The organism is Butyrivibrio sp. TB (assembly GCF_900110805.1).
GTDB classification, from domain to species: domain Bacteria; phylum Bacillota; class Clostridia; order Lachnospirales; family Lachnospiraceae; genus Butyrivibrio; species Butyrivibrio fibrisolvens_C.
Window position 1 is genome coordinate 293074 of record NZ_FOER01000001.1, and the last position, 19480, is coordinate 312553.

At 37.7% G+C, this 19480-nt stretch carries 19 protein-coding genes and 1 pseudogene; 19 read left to right on the top strand and 1 reads right to left on the bottom strand.

The features are described 5' to 3' along the window. The first annotated feature begins 183 nt into the window (after window positions 1-183). The 6 genes from BMX21_RS01250 to BMX21_RS01275 all read left to right on the top strand — a co-directional run bounded on the left by BMX21_RS01250 (window position 184) and on the right by BMX21_RS01275 (window position 9287). Window positions 184-912 (top strand): PrsW family intramembrane metalloprotease, encoded by a 729-nt coding sequence (locus tag BMX21_RS01250; protein ID WP_092040317.1) that lies wholly within the window; start codon window positions 184-186, stop codon window positions 910-912. A 276-nt stretch (window positions 913-1188) separates the two neighbouring features. Continuing rightward, on the top strand, window positions 1189-2055 hold the full coding sequence (locus tag BMX21_RS01255) for an Abi family protein (protein ID WP_092040321.1): 867 nt from the start codon (window positions 1189-1191) through the stop codon (window positions 2053-2055). Window positions 2056-2543: 488 nt separating this feature from the next. Beyond that, window positions 2544-3116, top strand: coding sequence for a hypothetical protein (locus tag BMX21_RS01260; RefSeq protein ID WP_092040324.1), 573 nt, complete (start codon window positions 2544-2546; stop codon window positions 3114-3116). Between the two features lie 335 nt (window positions 3117-3451). After that, window positions 3452-4243 carry an MBL fold metallo-hydrolase gene (locus tag BMX21_RS01265; protein WP_092040329.1) on the top strand — a complete coding sequence of 264 codons (792 nt, stop codon included), beginning with the start codon at window positions 3452-3454 and terminating at the stop codon, window positions 4241-4243. A gap of 150 nt (window positions 4244-4393) precedes the next feature. Further along, complete coding sequence (locus tag BMX21_RS01270; protein ID WP_092040332.1) at window positions 4394-5143, top strand: YwaF family protein; 750 nt, start codon at window positions 4394-4396, stop codon at window positions 5141-5143. Between the two features lie 136 nt (window positions 5144-5279). After that, the gene (locus tag BMX21_RS01275; protein ID WP_092040336.1) at window positions 5280-9287 is read left to right on the top strand and encodes an AAA domain-containing protein; all 4008 of its coding nucleotides are present in this window, start codon (window positions 5280-5282) and stop codon (window positions 9285-9287) included. Window positions 9288-9470: 183 nt separating this feature from the next. On the opposite strand, the gene BMX21_RS01280 is transcribed toward BMX21_RS01275, so the two are convergent. Beyond that, window positions 9471-9698, bottom strand: coding sequence for a hypothetical protein (locus BMX21_RS01280; protein WP_092040339.1), 228 nt, complete (start codon window positions 9696-9698; stop codon window positions 9471-9473). A 247-nt stretch (window positions 9699-9945) separates the two neighbouring features. On the opposite strand from BMX21_RS01280, the gene BMX21_RS01285 reads away from it, so the two are divergent. From BMX21_RS01285 to BMX21_RS01340, 13 genes and pseudogenes are all read left to right on the top strand, one after another. Beyond that, the gene (locus tag BMX21_RS01285; RefSeq protein WP_022758982.1) at window positions 9946-10392 is read left to right on the top strand and encodes a hypothetical protein; all 447 of its coding nucleotides are present in this window, start codon (window positions 9946-9948) and stop codon (window positions 10390-10392) included. A gap of 66 nt (window positions 10393-10458) precedes the next feature. Beyond that, on the top strand, window positions 10459-10893 hold the full coding sequence (locus BMX21_RS01290) for a macro domain-containing protein (protein ID WP_330390135.1): 435 nt from the start codon (window positions 10459-10461) through the stop codon (window positions 10891-10893). Then, complete coding sequence (locus BMX21_RS01295; RefSeq protein ID WP_092040344.1) at window positions 10884-12338, top strand: helix-turn-helix domain-containing protein; 1455 nt, start codon at window positions 10884-10886, stop codon at window positions 12336-12338. Before BMX21_RS01290 ends, BMX21_RS01295 begins: the two co-directional genes overlap by 10 nt. Further along, complete coding sequence (locus tag BMX21_RS01300; protein WP_092040349.1) at window positions 12325-13107, top strand: protein-ADP-ribose hydrolase; 783 nt, start codon at window positions 12325-12327, stop codon at window positions 13105-13107. Before BMX21_RS01295 ends, BMX21_RS01300 begins: the two co-directional genes overlap by 14 nt. A gap of 20 nt (window positions 13108-13127) precedes the next feature. Continuing rightward, window positions 13128-13541, top strand: a complete 414-nt coding sequence (locus tag BMX21_RS01305; protein WP_207647632.1) for an SIR2 family NAD-dependent protein deacylase — start codon at window positions 13128-13130, stop codon at window positions 13539-13541. A 155-nt stretch (window positions 13542-13696) separates the two neighbouring features. Then, complete coding sequence (locus tag BMX21_RS19275; protein WP_022758752.1) at window positions 13697-13861, top strand: hypothetical protein; 165 nt, start codon at window positions 13697-13699, stop codon at window positions 13859-13861. A gap of 173 nt (window positions 13862-14034) precedes the next feature. Next, entirely contained in the window at window positions 14035-15501 is a 1467-nt protein-coding gene (locus tag BMX21_RS01310) for an amino acid adenylation domain-containing protein (protein WP_027207572.1), read from the top strand. Next, complete coding sequence (locus BMX21_RS01315) at window positions 15498-15989, top strand: GNAT family N-acetyltransferase (protein WP_242845573.1); 492 nt, start codon at window positions 15498-15500, stop codon at window positions 15987-15989. Before BMX21_RS01310 ends, BMX21_RS01315 begins: the two co-directional genes overlap by 4 nt. A 43-nt stretch (window positions 15990-16032) precedes the next feature. Next, on the top strand, window positions 16033-17262 hold the full coding sequence (locus tag BMX21_RS01320; protein ID WP_022758749.1) for an MGH1-like glycoside hydrolase domain-containing protein: 1230 nt from the start codon (window positions 16033-16035) through the stop codon (window positions 17260-17262). Between the two features lie 100 nt (window positions 17263-17362). Further along, a pseudogene (locus BMX21_RS01325) lies at window positions 17363-17671 on the top strand (radical SAM protein); the annotation flags it as partial. Between the two features lie 30 nt (window positions 17672-17701). After that, window positions 17702-18139: a radical SAM mobile pair system MarR family transcriptional regulator gene (locus BMX21_RS01330; protein ID WP_013282512.1), complete on the top strand. Its 438-nt coding sequence runs from the start codon at window positions 17702-17704 to the stop codon at window positions 18137-18139. After that, entirely contained in the window at window positions 18136-18834 is a 699-nt protein-coding gene (locus BMX21_RS01335; protein ID WP_022766768.1) for a radical SAM mobile pair protein A, read from the top strand. Before BMX21_RS01330 ends, BMX21_RS01335 begins: the two co-directional genes overlap by 4 nt. After that, the coding region (locus BMX21_RS01340; RefSeq protein WP_092040353.1) for a radical SAM mobile pair protein B at window positions 18810-19480 on the top strand (671 nt) is incomplete at its 3' end. The genes BMX21_RS01335 and BMX21_RS01340, both read left to right, overlap by 25 nt.

A 19480-nucleotide genomic window follows, 5' to 3' on the forward strand; every position in this document is an offset into this window, starting at 1 on the left:
GATTTGGGGCGGCCTTGTTTTTACAGTAGCATTTTTTCTACGAGGGAAAAGAATATGAAAGATGATGATGCCTTTGAAGCCATCGAAGAAGCCGATAGAAAAGTTGAGGACTGTGAAGCGCGGTTAGATTCTTATTTCTGATGCAGGATGGATACTGTGATTTTGTAAAGAGGAGGAATGACAATGTTCTATTTTCTTGTTGCACCTTATCTTGTTTATAACGGAATACTTATAGCTGCAGCTGTTATACCTGCGATATTTCTGATGGTAAAGGTATACAGGTCAGACAAGCTTGAGAGGGAGAGCCCATATATGATATGGACTTTGATAAAAGCAGGTATATTGTCATCGCTGCTTGCACTCGTTGAGGAGCGAGTATTGTCTGCTATATTGGGGCTTGTAGTTCCGTATGAATCGCCACTATATAACATAATCCTTTACTTTGGCATTGTTGCATTTGCTGAGGAAAGCTCGAAATATTTTTGCATGAAAAGACAGACATGGAGCAGCTGGGAGTTTAATTGCCAGTACGATGGAGTTGTATATGCAGTTTTTGTTTCCCTTGGATTTGCATTGTGGGAGAACATCAGCTATGTTATGATTTATGGCTTTGGAACTGCCATAGTAAGGGCTGTCACAGCAATTCCGGGGCATGCCTGCTTTGGTGTTTTCATGGGAATCTTTTATGGGATTGCAAAGAGACTTGACTACAGAAACGAAAATGTTGGTTCAAAGCTTTGCAGGATATTTGCAGTTGTAATTCCGGCTCTTTTACATGGAGCATATGATTATATTGCTACTATGGAATCGCAGGATGGGAACGGTTATTTCATCGGGTTTGTGGCTGTGATGTTCCTGCTTTCCTATGTTCTTGTTGGTAGGACTGCCAAGGCTGACAGACCAATATATTAAAACAGTAGGAGATAGTAATGCTTGAATTTTTAAAGATACCCATATAGAAGCATCCGTAGATGAGGTGTATGACTTGGGTGATGTGAACAGGGCACTGAAGAAGGTGGCATCCGGTGGGTCGAAAGGAAAGACAATATTGAAAATATCGTAACAATAAGTTTAACAGAAAAATGTTATTGAAAAAAAAGTAGCTTTTGTTATAATGAAACTAACAGGAGCTCCCACACCTCTCTTTGAAGTGTCCAATGGGAGCACATTTTTATTTTAGGGGTTATTATGCAACTTAAAAAGTCTAAGACTTATAAGGAGCAGGTTGAGATATTAAGAAATAAGGGACTTAAGATTAACGACAGTGGTAATGTTATCTCGTTTCTCAATCATGTAAACTATTATAGGTTTTCGGGATATTTTCTTCCGTTTATTTCAAAAACAGACAAAAAATTTCATGAAGATACAAGTTTTGAGCAATTAGAGAATATATACTATTTTGACTCTGAATTAAGAAAGTTGATAATGGGAACTATAGATGAAATAGAGATATACTTAAAATCTCAGATTTCATATTACCATTCTCAGAAGTATGATGCAGAAGGCTATACAGATAGTACAAATTATAATAGCAAACATAACCACAATGCCTTTTTACAACGTGTGTCAGCTTGTATAGCTGAAAACCAGCGTACACTTGTTGTAAAGCATCATATGAATAATTATGGTGGGCATTTTCCTATATGGGTATTGATCGAGTATTTTTCTATTGGAATGCTTTCATATTTTTATCGTGATCTACCTAATATAGATAAAGCGACTATTGCACAAAATACATATGGTGTGAATTATCAGGTACTCGATAGTTGGTTTAGGTGTCTTACTGATTTACGAAATAAATGTGCCCATTATTCTAGATTGTACTATTGGATATTCACAGCGTTACCTAGGATGCCACAAGGTGAGAAGTATATTCCTACTAGGAGATTATTTGCGCAGCTATATATGCTGAAGCTGATGTATCCGGATCATAAAAAATGGAACGAGGAATTTGTAAAGCCGTTGGCAAAACTAATGAGAAAGTATAAATCAGACATAGTAATGGCACATATTGATTATCCATATAAATGGAAATCGATGTTGATGTATAAATAGTTGTCCGCTATTTCTTAACCCCTTCACCCCAAACTATGTAATAAGGGGTAAACATATCAAAGCCCAGGATCTACGCAGTATGTTTAAATTGTTTGCGGTAGTACCGCATGTGGAGACTGTGGTCTTGCTTACTAAGACAAGTCTGAGTACTGATAATTATCGAAGGCGTATATCTTTGTCCGGACTTGGTGAAGCTAGGACACATTCCGCTTAGTAGCCCTCAACAATATTTTTAAGTCTTAAACAAATCTTAAACATTTAGCCACTTGGAACTTAATGATTGAAACTCTACAATGGACGATGTGGTGAGCACAAATGAGTTTTGACCCTAACAGATCTGTTTATGATATATATCAAGTATAGGGAGAGACTATAGCACTTGTAATTCGCAAGATGCTTTTGACCAAAAAGATTATGAGTAAACTCATCATTTGTGACGATATACCCATCATACTTCAAAAAAGACAATAGAGATTGGAGACATAATTATGAAGAAAAAATTAGAGGCAGTTTTATTATCAGCAGTAGTATGTTTTTCTATCGTTGGATGCTCAAAGACAGGTAGCGATACAAATAGCGACGCCGAAAATGCTGAAGTAGTATCAGATGATCAGGTTGAAGATGAGACTGGTGACAATGCAAGCGCCCCTGTAACATATGAATCTACAGATGAAAGGGCAGATACAACCCTGTCAAATGGAACTATTGAGATCTCATTATATGACGATACAGATGAAGTATTAGCCAAGCTTGGTGAAACAGATAAAGAGGATGAATTTGGCAACCTCGTATATGATGATTTTACTATCCAGCTTTTTGGAGAAGGTGACAACAAGGAACTCTCCGGTATCTTTACATATAGCAAGAATGTAAAGACCAGCAAGGGAATCTCTGTAGGTGATTCTTATGACGATGTTAAAGCCGCTTACGGTACACCTTCTTTTGAGTCAGACGATGCAGGTTATACAACAGCCAACTATATAATCTCGGGATTCACACTTGGATTTACAATCGAGAATGATGTTGTGACATCTATCTCTTTCACAGCTGGAAAGGGTTGATACTGAAAATAATAGCAGTCCAATAGATTGGGCTGATAATAATATAAAGACTAAAATCAGGACGAAATGTAAAATAATGGAACTTTGTGGTTAACAGCCATGAGGTTCTATTTTTGATGTTTCGAATTGTAGCTGTAGGCATTTTGTTTTTCCATAGACCTCCTTGAAGAAATATTAAGTTTAATGGATTATGTGGATTAAAGCCGGACATCGGCTTGATGTAAGAGAATACTTCCAATATCATTTTTATAGAAAAGAAAGATATTATCAATAAAATATAGTAATATATATACGACAAGAATATCAGTAGCATAAACATCCGGGAGGTGTTAGCTTTGTTTGAAGATAAAACTCTATATATTAAGCAGTTAAAACCATATCTATACCTTTTTGATGAAAACCATGAATGTACAGGTTATCTTGTAATTGGGGATAAGAAGGCAGCGCTCATCGATACCATGATGGGTTATCACAATTACAAAGAAGAGATCAGGAAGATCACAGATAAGCCTGTTATGGTCATAAATACTCACGGTCACCCGGACCATATTTATGGTAATGTATTCTTTGATGAAGCATATATAAGTTCTAATGATCTTGATCTGGCGATTGATACCTGCAAGGATCCTGAATTTGTAGAAGTGTGCGAGGAAGAAGGCTTTTCAATGCCGCCTTTTAAAGAGATAAAGGGCGGAGATGTTGTAGATCTTGGAGGCAAGACTCTTGAAGTTTATGATATCCCAGGGCACACCCCGGGCGGAATTCTTCTTTTGCTCAAAGAAGACAGGATCCTCTTTACAGGAGATGCCATCAATCACCACCTTTGGCTTCAGCTCCCTCATACTGTGCCGTATGAGCAGTGTATTGAAGGCATTGATAAAGTTCTTTTCCTGGAAAAAGAAGCAGATGTAATCTTGCATGGACATGCCAGAGACTACGATGATATCTCACTTATGCGCTGTGTAAGAGATGCTATCCAGGAAATATTAGATGGCAAGAATGATGCAGATACAGACTATACCTGGTTTATGGGCGTTTGTAAGCAGCACCCTTTTAAGGTCGAAGCGGGCAAGCACTATCAGCAGGAAGATCACGTAATTGTTTATGATCAGTCAAAACTTAGTTGAATACATTTATTATTCCGTACTTGTATGAAATTCATATAAGGGCAATATCTGCGTGGCGACTTTAAATATAGATAATTCGATTTGTTTAAGATGATTATATGATATATGAAATGACACGATAAAATACGACTGGGAGTGACGCGGCATTATATGGAATATTTCTGGAAGCAGCAGGATGACATTCCATCCGGGATGGGGTATCCGCTTTTTGGAGAAATTCATATTTTCAGTTCTGTAATTACTATACTTATAGTATTAATACTGATCAATCATCTTTTGAAAGTTTGCAGTAGGAAGAGGATGTTTATAATAAAGCTTATTCCTGTTGTCATGCTTTTAATGGAATTGTTTAAAGATTCATTTTTGATAAGTGTTCACAGATTTTCTGTAGTCTACTTACCGTTCCATGTCTGTAGTATAGGGATATTCATATTTTTGCTTAGAGAATATCTGCCATGGAAATGGGCTAAAGATTTCTTTGGAGAACTGGCTTATGTGCTTATCATGCCAGGATCTATAGCGGCACTTCTTTTTCCAGACTGGACTATCTATTATCCTGTTCTTAACTTTATGAATCTATATAGCTTTGCATGGCACGGGGCTTTGATTCTGTACCCGCTTTTGTTACGAATATCGGGTCTTGTTAAGCCGTCAATTAAGCATATCTACCAGCCTATACTTTTTCTGTTGGTGACAACACCTTTGATATATGCTTTTGATAAGCATTTTAATTGCAATTTCTTCTTTGTGAACTGGCCTGTGCCGGGGAGCCCGTTATCTTATTTTGCATCTTTACTGGGTAATCCCGGGTATCTTATTGGATATGCAGGGCTTGTACTGATAATACTTATTATTGTTTATGGAATAGATCTTCTTATAAAGACTATACTTAAGGATTAGAGGGGAAGTAGATTTTTTGATATGTTACTTTAAATTATCAAATTAATGTACAAAAGTGAGCTTTTAACCATAAAATAGTGGATTATTGATGATAAAATATTAATTGAACCTATAACCTTACACAAAAGGTGCCTCTATGGATAATAAGTACAACAAAAGCGAAAATATCATGCTAGAAGGAAGATTAGCAGAATTTGTTGAAGCTTTACAGGATGAGCAATCTGCGATAGAAAAAAACGGGCAATCATCTATTCTTTTACATTCAGGGCAAAGGGTAGAGCATAATGGTGCTGACTTTTGGTATCGCTTTTTGATTGATTACATGCCATCTATTCCAGCAGATACTCCCTGTAATCTCATAGTGGAAAAGAATAGCTATAAGGTCACAGTTGTAAGTGTGGATGAGAGCGAAATAATTATTTCAGCAAAAGAGCCACTGCCGCCTGCTATTGCTTTGGCAAGAATTGAAAATGGTTCTACTGTTTTGATAGAGAGAATGATAGAACGTATTGAAGACAGCTCTTCTAGAGAAAACCCTGTTGGAGAGCGAATGCTCGATATGGAAATACCATTCAAAGCTATTTCCGATGCGAAAGTTGATCAATTCGGGGCCAATTTAAATGAAAAACAAGAGAAAGCGGTTCTTTCAGCCATAACTAATAATATAACCTTCATCTGGGGGCCTCCCGGAACCGGTAAAACCACAGTTATTGGCACAATAATTAAAAACTTGTATAAGAACAAGCGGTCTGTTCTTGTGGTTTCACATACTAATACTGCTGTGGATGGCGCTATAGAGAAAGTATTGGGATGCGGAAGGGATGATAGATCTAATCCTGTATTGCGTATAGGACAGTCTCAAAAAGAGCTTCCTGAATGCGTGTCATTAGAATACCATGTTAAGAATCTTGGTAAAGAGCTTTATGGCAGACAGGAAAACCTAAAAAAGCTTAGAGAAGAGCTTCTTAGTGATGCTCAGAAATTTGAAACAATTATATCTGAGTTTAACCTTATAGAATTGTATGACGAACAAAAGTTTGATAGTACAATCAAGACGATTGCAAAGTTATCAGAAGAAATAAAGACATTAGAAGGCGTTTATTTGGTGCAACAGAAAGAAGCTGATAAATACAAAGAAGACCATCCTGAAATACTAGATTATGAAAGATGCTGCAATAAAAAAGAGCAGTTAAAAAATGATCTTGAAACTAATTCATCTCAAATCAAAGAATTAAAAGAAAAGATAACGCAGTACAAAAAAGGAATTGGTAATGCAAAAGATGAATTGCTGAAACATACGCAGTTTATCTCACTGTCTGAAAGAATAGATTTAATAATGTCAGAAGAGTTTCTGACTGACAACATTAAGGATTGTGAAAATGATATTGTGCTTCTTACAAATGATATAAAAGATGCAGAAACAAAGATAAATGAACTGACAGGCTATATAGAAAAAAATTCTAAGCGTTCATTGACAGCTTTTATCTATAGAAATAAACTTGAAGAATCTGAAAATGAAAGAAAAGAAAAAATAAACAAAAAGAGAGAACTCGAGACCAAACTTGCTGTCTGTCAGGAGATAAAAGATGACTATTCATCTGCACTGAAAATAAGAAGAAGTCTGTGTGCAAGAAGAGCTCAGATCACGCCTTCTTATACTAAGGAGTATTGGGAAGATACTGTTATTAACTACAGTAAAAATCTATCTATAGTAGAAGAAAATTTACAATTAGTTCAAAAGGCTTATGATGAGCTTGATAGGGAATTATCTGCATGCAAATCAGATATAGATAAGCTTTTAGTATCTGTTAACAAATTCAAAGAGATAAATAATACAGTTAAAGCTACAAAATCTAATTTTGATAAAGCTAACAAGAATTATAAACAGATATCACTTAAGTGCAAAGAAGAAATAGAAATCCTTATAAATGCCGGGAGAGGAATCGTTTCATTTAATGATGAAAAAAGCACTTTGGAAAATGCTAAAGACATTATGCATCAAATGGATATTATAGCAAATGATGTTGCCGGTAAGGATAAAGAAGAAATATCTTTAAAGCTCAGAGATACAAGAAAAGAAATATATAAGACAGAAAATGAGATTCGCGAAGTTCAAGAGTTGATAAATAACCTTGAAAAAGAAGCCATTATGAAAGCCCAAATTGTAGGTGCTACATTGACTACTGCTTATCTTAATGATGTGCTACAGGAAAGAGGCTTTGATACGGTTATCTTGGATGAAGCGTCAATGGCTCAGATTCCAGCCCTATGGTGCGCAAGTTATGCTGCCAAAAACAACATTGTTATAGTAGGAGATTTTCTTCAGCTTCCGCCTATTGTAATGGCAAATACCCCAATGGCACAAAAATGGCTTAAAAGGGATGTTTTTGCTGCTAGCGGTATTCAGGAGTCTGCCAAAAAAGGTAATGTTAGTCCAGATAATTTTATAATGCTCGATAAGCAATATCGTATGGAAAGCGAAATTGCTGACATTGCAAACTTATACTATAAAGATTATGAAGAATTGAAGTCGCCTGATAATAAGGATGATAGAGTAAAGATTCGAAATACTTTCTATGAGTGGTTCTCTGAAGGAAAGAATGATGAGCATAGCGTGGAAATAATAGATACTAGCGAAATGCATGCTTGGGTTACATCTGTTCCACGTGGGAGAAACGCTAGTCGTCTCAATTGCTTTAGCGCTGCATTGACAGTGGAGATGGCATTTACTTATGCGCTGAAATACGAAAATTGTAACACTATTGAAAAAAATGAAAGGGATAAACCCAAAGTTTTAATTATTGCTCCATATAAACCACATATTGACAGGGTTACAAAACTCATTGAGCTTGGATACAAGCGATATGGGCTTAATAGTAATTCAAATCTTATCAAGGCAGGGACCATACATAGTTTTCAAGGAAACGAGGCGGACATTGTTATTTTTGATCTTGTAATTGATGAGCCTCATTTTAGAGCTGGACTTTTTTCAGCGGAAAATGATCTTAATGAAAACATGAGAAAACTATTCAATGTTGCAGTTACGAGAGCTAAGTTCAAATTATATCTTGTTGGAAACATTGGATATTGTAAGAAGCGAGCCAAAAACAATGCTTTAAGCGAGTTACTTGAAAGTTTAGTTGATAAAAAGAAATTGCCTCTGCAAAATGCAAACCTGCTATTCCCTAAGCTCGTTATTACAATGCCCAGCAGCAAAAAAGTTGATGGATTAGAAGAGGGCAGTTCCTTTATATGTACAGAAAGTGAATATATGCCAGCATTTATGGAGGATCTTCGCAGCTTTAAGTCAAGGCTTGTAATATTCTCTCCATTTATCACAGCTAATAGACTCGCACAATTACTACCAGAATTTCATGATGCTATTAACATGGGCAAAGAAATAATGGTAATAACAAGGCCGCCATCCGACAGAGGCAAGAGGGAATTGCCAGGTTACATTAAGTGCGTTGATGAGCTTGAAAAAATTGGTGTTAAAGTGATCTATAAAAAGAATATGCATGAAAAGATTGTCATTATCGATGATAGTGCATATTGGTACGGTTCACTTAATACATTAAGTTTTACAGGATTTACCAGTGAAACCATGACTAAATTATGCAGCTCAAAGCTTACAATGGAGATGGAGCAGTTATATGGTATTCCCAAGATTCAAACTGCAATTGATAACGAGTATGAATTAAAGTGTCCTATTTGCAGTGGAAATATGTTTCTTGGCGAAGCTGATAAGGGCGGATTTTATTGGAAATGCGCAGCATGTGGATATAGCCGGTCAATGGATCAGCAGTATCCCGTTGATGGAATATTAAGGTGTCACTGCGGCTCCACATATCATTTTGATATGAAGAATCAACCTCGTTGGGTATGCGATGAAAACAGAAAACATTACCAAAAGATGAGGTATGGAGATCTTAGGCTTGAGAAGATGAAAACGCTGCTCTCAGATAAAGACCTTAAGAGAGTTGAATCTTACTTTGCTGAAAAGAAAGAAGAATTTAATACTCTGAAAAAAGAAAAAACTCAGAAGCAGGCGCTAAAAAAAGAGGAAGTTATAAACAAAACTACACCCAATAAGAAGAATAAAATTGAAGGTCAAATAACACTTGCTGACCTTGGGCTTATGTAGGAAGTGTTCATGTACACAGTGATGGGATGAAGGGCTACTATGATTGATTAGCCATAAAGAAATCGATCATAGTAGTGTTATATAGGTATAACTATAATACTATTGTATAGATTATGAAGTTGCCTACAGCTAATGTGTTATATATCATTGTAGCTGTAGGCATTTGAATAATTGCCCAAAATATTAGTTAATACATACATCCAGTATAAGACTACTGAAACTGATCAGAAAGTCAAATACATATTCACCGGAATTCTTGCAATAGCTTACAAAATCAGGTATATCCAATGTAATATCCCATGTAAGCTTATACGGTGCATCCGGATCTAACGTTGTAATAGTCATACTGACTTTTCTGGCACTTGGATCTGTCATTTTGCGTGCTTTATTTAGGATATCATATTTTTCCATAGACACCTCCTCGAAATAAATATTTAGTTTTGCGTGTTATGTGGATTAAAGCCGGATGTCGGCCAGATGGAAGATCATACTTCCAATATTATTTTTATAGAAAAACCAAACATTGTCAATAAAATATTGTAATATATGCCGTATATCCTATATAATCTACCTTCTATCATATTTTTGTTTTTTTAATGTTGGCCTTATTATAATACTTTATGTCTGAGACACTACAGTATTATTAACGGAGGCTATAATGAGAAACAAAATAAAAAATGTGTTACCGACAGTTTTTAAGGCGGCAGTAATAGGAGCGATATATGCTATTTTCTCCTGGATATACTTCGAACTTGCTATAAGATGCGATTTTTATAGTTGTTTTGCTGGAATATACGATTATTTTGATATATATATTAGTGACGGCGATTTTATATTGTATTTGTATTTTTTTATTTCTCTTATCATCTTTTGCCTTTGTAGAATTATGAATGGTTTTATAAAGACGATTACCTTTCTTTTTTCTTTTACTTTCATAAGTTATGGAATATCAGAGTTTATGTGTCTGTTTACAAGTGATGCATTTGAAAGGCTTGGATATGGTCTTGATTTTTTGTTGCAGACCCTTATCATTACTGCTATTGCAACGCTTTTCCTGATACTATTGGTTGTCAGATTAATATACAGAAGATTACATAATAAGTAACTAAAACTATTCAACTTGGATGGACCAACATCCCCCAAGCTTTTTCGTGGGAAGGCAGCGTGGAATATGGAAACTAAGTCTAAAAAATCAACACAGGAAGAACGTCTTGATTATCTTGTAGAAGAGTTCAAGGCAGATTCTGCTGAATATAAGGAATTACAGACTCCAAACAGTACGGAAGAAAAAAGACGAATCTTAAGGTCACTTATGAATATCCGTATGCCAAAAGAATTGTCCTCTGATGTAATGAAAGTACAGGATGAATATCTGACAGAAAGAGCTGCTGAAAAGGGCGTGGTGAATCTGTCAGACATCCCGGTTATCAGGGATGGACTTTCTATCTGGCAAGGAGATATCACAAGACTTTCGGTGGATGCTATTGTTAATGCGGCTAATTCGCAGATGCTTGGTTGTTTTGTTCCAATGCATACTTGCATAGATAAAGCGGCACCTACCTCAATCACACAGGCATACAACAAAAGAATGGCAAGGTGCTCGTAAACCTTGCATTACCTATGCTTATGCCGGATGAAGACGCTAGGCCAGGAATTAAACTGGAATTTATAAGAAGACAAAAAGGGATTAGTAGAAAAGAACTTGCTGATAAATTAGAAATTGCTCCAGGGGCTTTGTTTAATCTTGAAAATGGATTTAATCCAATCCATTTTGATGATGCATTGAAACTTGGAAATGCACTTGACGTTGAACCAGATATCTTTATTGATGAAAGTGCAAGGTTTTGTGCTTCAGGTTATGGAGAGAAGATAAGAATTATTCGACGAGCTTGTGACGCAACTCAGGAAGAGTTTTCTAAAATGATTGGTGTTACCCGATCGACTTTATCCTGCTGGGAAGCAGAAATTGGTGAGTACCATCCAAGTTCAGTATTCTATTACAAACTGAAAGAAATTGCTGAAGAAAAAAATATAGATATTAACCGTCTTAATAGTGATCCAGACAGCTTCATCGATGATTATGAACTGTTCTTAACAGGAGACTATGGTAAAAAAATAAAATATATCCGTTCTGCTTATGGTGTAACACAGACAGAGTTTTGTAATATGATTGGATATACAAGTGGGACATCATCATGTAATTGGGAATCCATGACTGAGAAACCGCTTCGAAAGGCCTATAATAGGATAAAGTTTGTGGCAGAAGCAAAGGGTATAGACATTAACAAGCTAAATGCTAATCCGGATTATTATAAGGACGAGTATTCAAGATTTGTAGAGAAGAATAGTGGCGCTAAGATTAGATATATTAGGTTGCAGTACAGAGCTTTTACTGATGACTTTGGTAAAATGCTAGGTTGTTCAGGAAATGCTGTTTGTACATGGGAACGAGGTCAATGTATCATGGGGCGCCAGTATTTCGATGAGTTAAAGAAACTTGCAGAAGCAAAAGAAATCAATCTTGAGAGTTTAGATGACAATCCTGATGTATTCAAAGATGATTACGATAGGTTCTGTGTAACAGGTTGTGGAAAGAAATTAAGATATATCAGAAATATCTGTGGAATGTCGGCAGAAAAGTATGCAGAAGTTATTGGAGTAAGCAGGCAAACTATTTTTATCTGGGAGTCTGAATTAGTTCAAAGAGGAACAATCAGAAGACCGGGAAGAGAAAATTTTGAAAAAATCAAACAAGTAGCTATAGAACATGGGATTGATTTAGACACAATAGATGAGGAACTGGCCAAGGTTGATGATTATGAAGTTTTTTGCCAAAACGGATTTGGAGCTAAGATAAAGTCTCTTAGAAATGTATATGGAATGTCACAGCGTGCATTTTCAGAGCTCGTTGGAGTTTCTGTTGAGACGATTAGTAGATGGGAACGTGAGGGCAAAGTTAGAGGAAAAATAGCGTTTCCATCTAAGGAAAGGTTCCGAGAATTTAAGAGATTGGCAGAAGAGAAAGGAGTTGATTTTCTTGAATCATGCTGAGCAAAGAGTATGGATGATTCAGCAACTGCTGGATGAAGATTTAAATTATAAAGGCTATACAATTCCTAATGATACTAATGAGCAGAAAGATATGCTCAGAGCACTTATGAATGTTAGAGAACCTAAGCCTATTAGTCAGGAATTTCTTGATATTCAGGATGAATATCTTAAAGAAGAGAATAATTCTGTAAAAATTACAGATGTGAATGATTTAACTCCTACCAAAAACGATGACAGATTATATCTTTGGCAGGGAGATATAACTGCATTAAGGATTTCAGCAATCACGAATCCTGCCAATGACCGTATGTGTGGATGTTTTCAGCCGCTTCATTCCTGCGCGGATAACATTATTCACTCAAAATCTGGAATTCAGCTTCGCGGCGAATGTTTTAGAATAATGAAAAAGCAGGGACATCCGGAACCTACAGGACAAGCCAAAATAACTCCAGCATACAACTTACCATGTGATTATATTCTTCATACAGTTGGACCAATTGTTCAGGGACCATTAACAAAGAAGCATGAAGATTTGCTTGCTTCTTGCTATAAGTCGTGCCTTGATCTTGCGGATAAGAATGGAGTTACTGAGATAGCTTTTTGCTGTATCTCTACTGGAGTATTTATGTTCCCAAATCAGAGAGCTGCTGAGATTGCTGTAGAGACAGTTAAAAACTGGCTTGATGAGACAGGTAGCGAGATGAAGATTGTTTTCAATGTATTTAAGGACCTTGATTTTGAAATATATGAAAAACTGTTAAATGGTTAAGCTGTAAGGAGTGTTTTATAATGACAACGACTAAGATCAGATCGTTTCAGCCAAATGGATATCAGGAAACAATAAAAAAAGGTTTAAGTGCCATACATAGCTTTAACAGCGGTATGTCCCTTGGGAAGGATGATGATACAGAGCAGCTTGACAGATTAAAAGAAGAAATAAAGACAGCTGATGCTATTGTTATTGGAGCCGGGGCAGGGCTTTCTACTTCCGCAGGGTTTACGTACAGTGGAGACCGGTTTAAAAAGTGGTTTTCTGATTTTGAAGAAAAATATGGTTTTCAAGACATGTATTCAGGCGGGTTTTACCCATACAAAACCAAGGAAGAGTTGAATTACAAAGAGGCATACTGTCCCAGAGAGATAGAAGATAGGAGCGTATGCATTAACAGTGATATAGATGAGCTTTTGGATAAACTGGCATGATTTCAGAAAAAGAAAGATATTATCGGTATTAGAGATAGAAGGAGAAGACACAAGTAATGAGTGGTGCGAGTCAGTTACGGATGAGGACTATTTGAAAATTCAGTAAAAGTACAGGCATATTAGGAAGAGATAAAGGCTTAGGGCGTATAGACCATATGGTTTATACGTCTTTTTCTTTTACACCGAATTATCTGCTTGGGGTTGAGGAAAAGGAAGAGGATGCTTTTGATATGGAAATGAAGAATTTACTGAGGCGGATAACAGATGATAGGGTAAAGGCAATATTGGTGGCACAGATAAAGGCAGTAGCATATATTTAAAATTTGACTCGCTTGTACAAAAAATTTGTGCCAGATGCACCGCAAAGTCACACAAAAGTAGCATCGGTGATACTATGTTTCAAAAAACTGCGTACTTGTGGGGCTTTGTATATTTCCTATATCATATGCATTGTAACGAAGAGATATGTGTGAAATATAGGAGGTGCTAATAGATGAGTACAATAATTGAAAAATTCATGACACAGGTAAATGAGAATAAAGATGCTTTAGCAGTTTTTGATAATGAAAGAAATCTTAGTAGAAAGGAATTGCTTTTATTGGCAGATACAATAGCTGCAAGACTTCCCAAAGGATGCAAAAGAGTAGGCATAATGATGAACCATTCAGTTGAAATGATAGCATCCATATTTGCAGCATTGAGGGCTGGAGCAGCATATATACCTGTTGAACCATTTTTTCCAAAGGAAAGAATTAGATACATGATGGAAGAGGCTGAGGTGAGCGTGCTTATCACGAACAGAGAGTATGCAGACAGATTTCCCAAGTTAACAAATATAATTGTAGACAAAGGATTAGCTATAGAGGAAACAGCTGTAGGTGATGCTGAATATGACGAAAAGGATTTGGCTTATATCCTTTATACATCAGGAACTACAGGGAAGCCCAAGGGTGTTTCTGTAACGAATGCAAATGTATGTCATTATGTGAGAGCATTTTGCAATGAGTTTCACCCAGCCTGTGGCGATATAATGCTTCAGCATTCTGTTTGTTCTTTTGATATATTTGTTGAAGAGGTATTTACAACTCTTTTATCAGGAGCGGCCTTGGCTATTCCATCGGATGAAGAAAGAGCAGATGTTAAGAAGCTTATCGGATTTATCAAAAGAAATAATGTGACTATGCTTAGCGGCTTTCCATATCTTTTACAGGAAATCAATGACCTTCCGGAAATACCTAAGAGTTTGAGACTCCTCATAAGCGGAGGAGATGTTATAAGAGCTTCCTATATTACAAATCTTCTTGGAAAGGTGGAAGTTTACAATACCTATGGTCCTTCCGAGACCACAGTGTGCGCTTCTTATTGCAGATGCACCAAGGATAATGTCCTTGAAGATGGCACATTCCCTGTCGGAAAGTCTGTGCTTGGAACAGAAATCAAAGTCATGGATGAGGAAGGAAAAGAACTTCCAGATGGAGAAGTCGGAGAAATCTGCATTTTCGGAGGCGGCGTTTCTAACGGGTATATAGGAAACCGTTTTGAGGAGAATAAAGCATTTGTAAATACTGCAAACGGAAGAATGTATAAAAGCGGTGATCTTGGTTACTATCTGCCAGATGGCAACATTGCTTTTCTTCACAGAAAAGATACCCAGATAATGATTAAGGGAAAAAGAGTTGAGGTAAGTGAAGTTGAAAATATCCTTACCAAGTCAGAGCTTATCAAACAGGCATATGTTGCACCAAAAGTTGATGACAATAATCTATCCTACATGGTTGCCTATGTAGTGCCGGAAAAAGAGAACGTCAAACTTGCGGATATTACAGATTACATGAAGGATTATCTGACAGATTTTATGATTCCGGAGTATTTTGTTGAGCTTAAGCGCCTTCCACTTAATGCAAACGGTAAGGTTGATAAAATGGCACTTCCAAATGTTTTAAGGAAGGTGGCAGCGTGATAGATAATAATATAGCGATAAAAGAGCTTAAGGCAGATGATATGGAACTTTTGCTTTCACTTAGAATGGAGGTTTTGTCAAATGTCTTTTTTCAGGAAAAAGAAAAGCTCTCGGATGCTGAGTGGAATGATATCAGAAAAGAAAATGAAGAATATTATCAGGAAGAGCTTAAAAAGGGCGGTCATGTGGCTTGTGCAATATATGTGTCAGGAGAACTGGCAGGATGTGGCGGAGTTTGCCTGTATAGAGAGATGCCATCTCCGGACAATCGCAGCGGCAAATGTGCCTATCTTATGAATATATATGTCAGGCAGAAGTACAGAAGGCAGGGACTGGCAAAGGAGATATGCAGATATCTTATAGAGAGGGCGGCAGAGAAAGGTGCTGAAAAGATCTATCTTGAGAGCTCCGATATGGCCGTTGAATTATACAGATCCCTTGGATTTGAAGACATGAATGGCTACATGAAATTAAATACGATAAAATAGATTTATGTAATATCGTAAATCTTGTTTGGAACGGAGGTTTTATATGTTTTTCAAATCGTTATCTGATAATACACAAAAGAGGCTGATCCGTCGTCTTGAGGAGGTCAATCATGATATCAGGACACGCGGCATCAGTCGATCCGACAATTCTCATTCCGCTATTGCAGGGATTCAGGACCTCTTGACAGGATATAGCTACGGCGAGTTCTATGACTGGGATCTTTATTATGAAAATCTGTATCTTTCACATTTTGGTATTGCCCGTTACTGCCGTACGAATTTTGAGGCATTCCTGGACCGGCAGCTCGAATGTGGTTTTGTCGCACGCACGATGATGGAACAGCGAATGAGGCAGCATTTCAAACCTTTTCTTGCTCAAATCGCCGTCTTAGGTTCTCGTCAGTTTGGCCGTTTTGAATGGCTGAAGGACCGTTATTATCAAAGGCTGATAAAATATCTGGATTACTGGTGCTGGTTCTGCGATTTTGATAAAAATGGACTAAGTGTGTGGGACAGTGCTGATCATTCCGGGATGGACAATCAGGATCTTAGGGCAGGACATATTTACAGCATGACGATCGAGGGGGTTGACCTGAACAGCTATCTGGTCCGCGAGTTTGATGCAATGTCTGTCATTGCGGAGGGACTGGGGCTGGAGGAAGATGCTTCTCAGTGGAAAGAGAAGGCTGCTGCCATGCGCGGAAGAATCAACGATATTATGTGGGACGAAAAAGACGGCTTCTATTATGACCGCAATGAAAGGACGGGTGAGCTTGTACGTTACAAGTCAGCTTCATCTTTTATGGCTCTATGGGCAGGTGTTGCGACCCAAAAGCAGGCAGACCGCATGATCAAAGAGCATCTTTTAAATCCTGAGGAGTTCTGGTTGGAATACCCCCTTGCATCCTGGGCAAAAAATGAAAAAGGATACTATCAACAGCGCCGCGGGGTTGAATGCACCTGGATGGGAGCTTGTTGGATCCCGGTTAATTACTCAGTCATGCATGCGCTGGTAAGATACGGGTATCAGGAAGAAGCAGCGGAACTTGCCAGAAAGAGTTTTGAAATGGTTTTGTCGGAAGACGCCACCCGAGAGTATTATAATGCCGAAACCGGTGTAGGGCAGGGGCTGAATCCTTTCTGGGGATGGTCAGCTCTTGCATATGCCATGCCTTTTGAACTCGAAGCCGGATATGATCCAACTGATCCGCATGCTGAAATCATACCGCTTCTCTCCGATATAACGGGGGTTGAATATCGCTTTGACAGATAATAACCGTTTGAAGTGATCCGTCGAGCAGCGTATCAGCAACGCCTCCGCTGCCCTGACGTTCATGCCATCCTTCTAAAGAGACCCTCGGGCAGTCGATGAGGAATTTAGAAAAGAGATGGATCGTGGTGCAACCATAGAAAAGAGACTGGATACAATGAAGCAGCTTTATGAAGCAGGAATAAAGACTACTTGCTTTATTTCGCCAATCTTCCCCGGGATTACAGATGTTGAAGCTATTATTGACAGGGCTAAGGACAGATGCAATCTTGTGTGGCTTGAGAATCTTAATCTCAGGGGAGACTACAGAGTTGTGATCATGAACTGGATTCATGAGAATCATCCGGAGCTTGATGAATTATATTATCAGGTTATGATATGTGTGCTTGACAAAAATACTCCTATATGGTAGTATAAAACTACGATATAGGAGTATTTAATTATGAAGACAAATGGTGGATTTCTTGTTACAAAAATAAAACAGCTGGGTGATCGTATATTTGAAAGGATACTGGCAGAAAAAAACATTGATGCATTTAACGGAGCTCAGGGAAGGATTCTTTATGTCTTATGGCAGGAAGATGGTGTTCCTATTAAAATTATTTCCGAGAAAAGCGGACTTGCAATTACTTCACTTACGACCATGCTTGAGCGGATGGAAAAAAACGGACTGATAAGCCGCAAAACTGATGAAGCTGATAAGAGAAAAACTCTTCTGTTCCTCACAGATAAAGCCAAAGAACTTAAAGAAGCTTATGACTCCGTATCCAATGAGATGGGGAATATTTATTATCGTGATTTTACGGATAAAGAGATTCTTCAGTTTGAAGAGTATCTTAACCGCATCAGGGTAAACCTTGAGGAATGGAGTGACAAATGAGTATCTGTATTAAAGATCAGATTCAGAACATGAATCTTGTTATAGGGTGCACTGTTGGATGTCCGTACTGCTATGCCAGAAACAATACGAGGCGTTATCACATCATAGATGATTTTGAAAAGCCACAGTTTTTTCAAGGAAAGCTTCGTATGATGGAAAAGAAAAAGCCGCAGAATTTTCTGCTGACCGGCATGAGCGATCTCTCGGGCTGGCATGAGGAATGGAGAGAGGAAGTCTTTAAAAAGATAGCAGAGAATCCTCAGCACCAGTTTCTTTTTCTTACCAAACGACCAGATCTTCTGTCTTTTGAAACAGATCTTGATAATGCATGGTTTGGCGTTACAGTTACGAGAAAGTCTGAGTTATGGCGTATTGATGCACTGCGGAGCAATGTGAAGGCAAAAAAATATCATGTTACCTTTGAGCCTTTGTTCGATGATCCGGGTAAGGTTGATCTTACAGGCATTGATTGGATTGTGGTGGGAACCATGACAGGTGCAAAGAGCAGGACTGTTAAAACAGATCCCGGGTGGGTTTATTCATTGACAGAACAGGCTCATGAACTGAACATTCCTGTATTCTGGAAAGAAGATCTTGTTCCGATTATGGGAGAAGAAATGATACAGGAAATGCCGGATGCTTTTAACAAAGTGCTGGAGGAACAGAGGATATGGAACAACCAGAAATCAAAGTAAATCATATAGAAACAAAAAGTGTAATGACAAAATCGAATACTCCTATTGGAGGATATTCGGTGAATCCCTATGTGGGGTGTCCCCATGCCTGTAAATACTGCTACGCATCTTTTATGAAACGCTTTACAGGGCATACGGAGGAATGGGGAACTTTCATGGATGTGAAAGACTGGCCTGAAATAAAGAATCCAAAGAAGTATGCCGGCCAGAAGGTAATCATTGGAACAGTTACGGATGGTTATAATCCGCTAGAGGAAACATATAAAAATACAAGAAGACTTCTGGAAGAACTAAAGGACAGTGGTGCGGACATACTTATCTGCACAAAGTCAGACCTTGTTCTAAGAGATCTGGATCTGCTAAAAGAGATCAATGAAAATAGCAGACTTACAGTATCATGGTCAATCAATACTCTCGATGAAGAGTTTAAAGATGATATGGATGCGGCAGTAAGCATAGAAAGAAGGCTTGCTGCAATGAAAGAGGTATATGCGGCAGGCATTCGTACAATTTGCTTCATTTCACCCGTGTTCCCGGGAATTACGGATATAGAAGCAATCATAGACAGGACAAAAGATCAGTGTGACCTTGTATGGCTTGAGAATCTGAATCTTCGCGGAGGTTTTAAGGCAGATATCATGAAATA

Coding starts and splice junctions, on each gene's coding strand:
- BMX21_RS01290 (WP_330390135.1), top strand. CDS start 10,459: ATGGAAACTAAGTCTAAAAAATCAACACAGGAAGAACGTCTTGATTAT.
- BMX21_RS01270 (WP_092040332.1), top strand. CDS start 4,394: ATGGAATATTTCTGGAAGCAGCAGGATGACATTCCATCCGGGATGGGG.
- BMX21_RS01305 (WP_207647632.1), top strand. CDS start 13,128: ATGACAACGACTAAGATCAGATCGTTTCAGCCAAATGGATATCAGGAA.
- BMX21_RS01280 (WP_092040339.1), bottom strand. CDS start 9,698: ATGGAAAAATATGATATCCTAAATAAAGCACGCAAAATGACAGATCCA.
- BMX21_RS19275 (WP_022758752.1), top strand. CDS start 13,697: ATGGTTTATACGTCTTTTTCTTTTACACCGAATTATCTGCTTGGGGTT.
- BMX21_RS01320 (WP_022758749.1), top strand. CDS start 16,033: ATGTTTTTCAAATCGTTATCTGATAATACACAAAAGAGGCTGATCCGT.
- BMX21_RS01250 (WP_092040317.1), top strand. CDS start 184: ATGTTCTATTTTCTTGTTGCACCTTATCTTGTTTATAACGGAATACTT.
- BMX21_RS01275 (WP_092040336.1), top strand. CDS start 5,280: ATGGATAATAAGTACAACAAAAGCGAAAATATCATGCTAGAAGGAAGA.
- BMX21_RS01310 (WP_027207572.1), top strand. CDS start 14,035: ATGAGTACAATAATTGAAAAATTCATGACACAGGTAAATGAGAATAAA.
- BMX21_RS01260 (WP_092040324.1), top strand. CDS start 2,544: ATGAAGAAAAAATTAGAGGCAGTTTTATTATCAGCAGTAGTATGTTTT.
- BMX21_RS01335 (WP_022766768.1), top strand. CDS start 18,136: ATGAGTATCTGTATTAAAGATCAGATTCAGAACATGAATCTTGTTATA.
- BMX21_RS01285 (WP_022758982.1), top strand. CDS start 9,946: ATGAGAAACAAAATAAAAAATGTGTTACCGACAGTTTTTAAGGCGGCA.
- BMX21_RS01255 (WP_092040321.1), top strand. CDS start 1,189: ATGCAACTTAAAAAGTCTAAGACTTATAAGGAGCAGGTTGAGATATTA.
- BMX21_RS01330 (WP_013282512.1), top strand. CDS start 17,702: ATGAAGACAAATGGTGGATTTCTTGTTACAAAAATAAAACAGCTGGGT.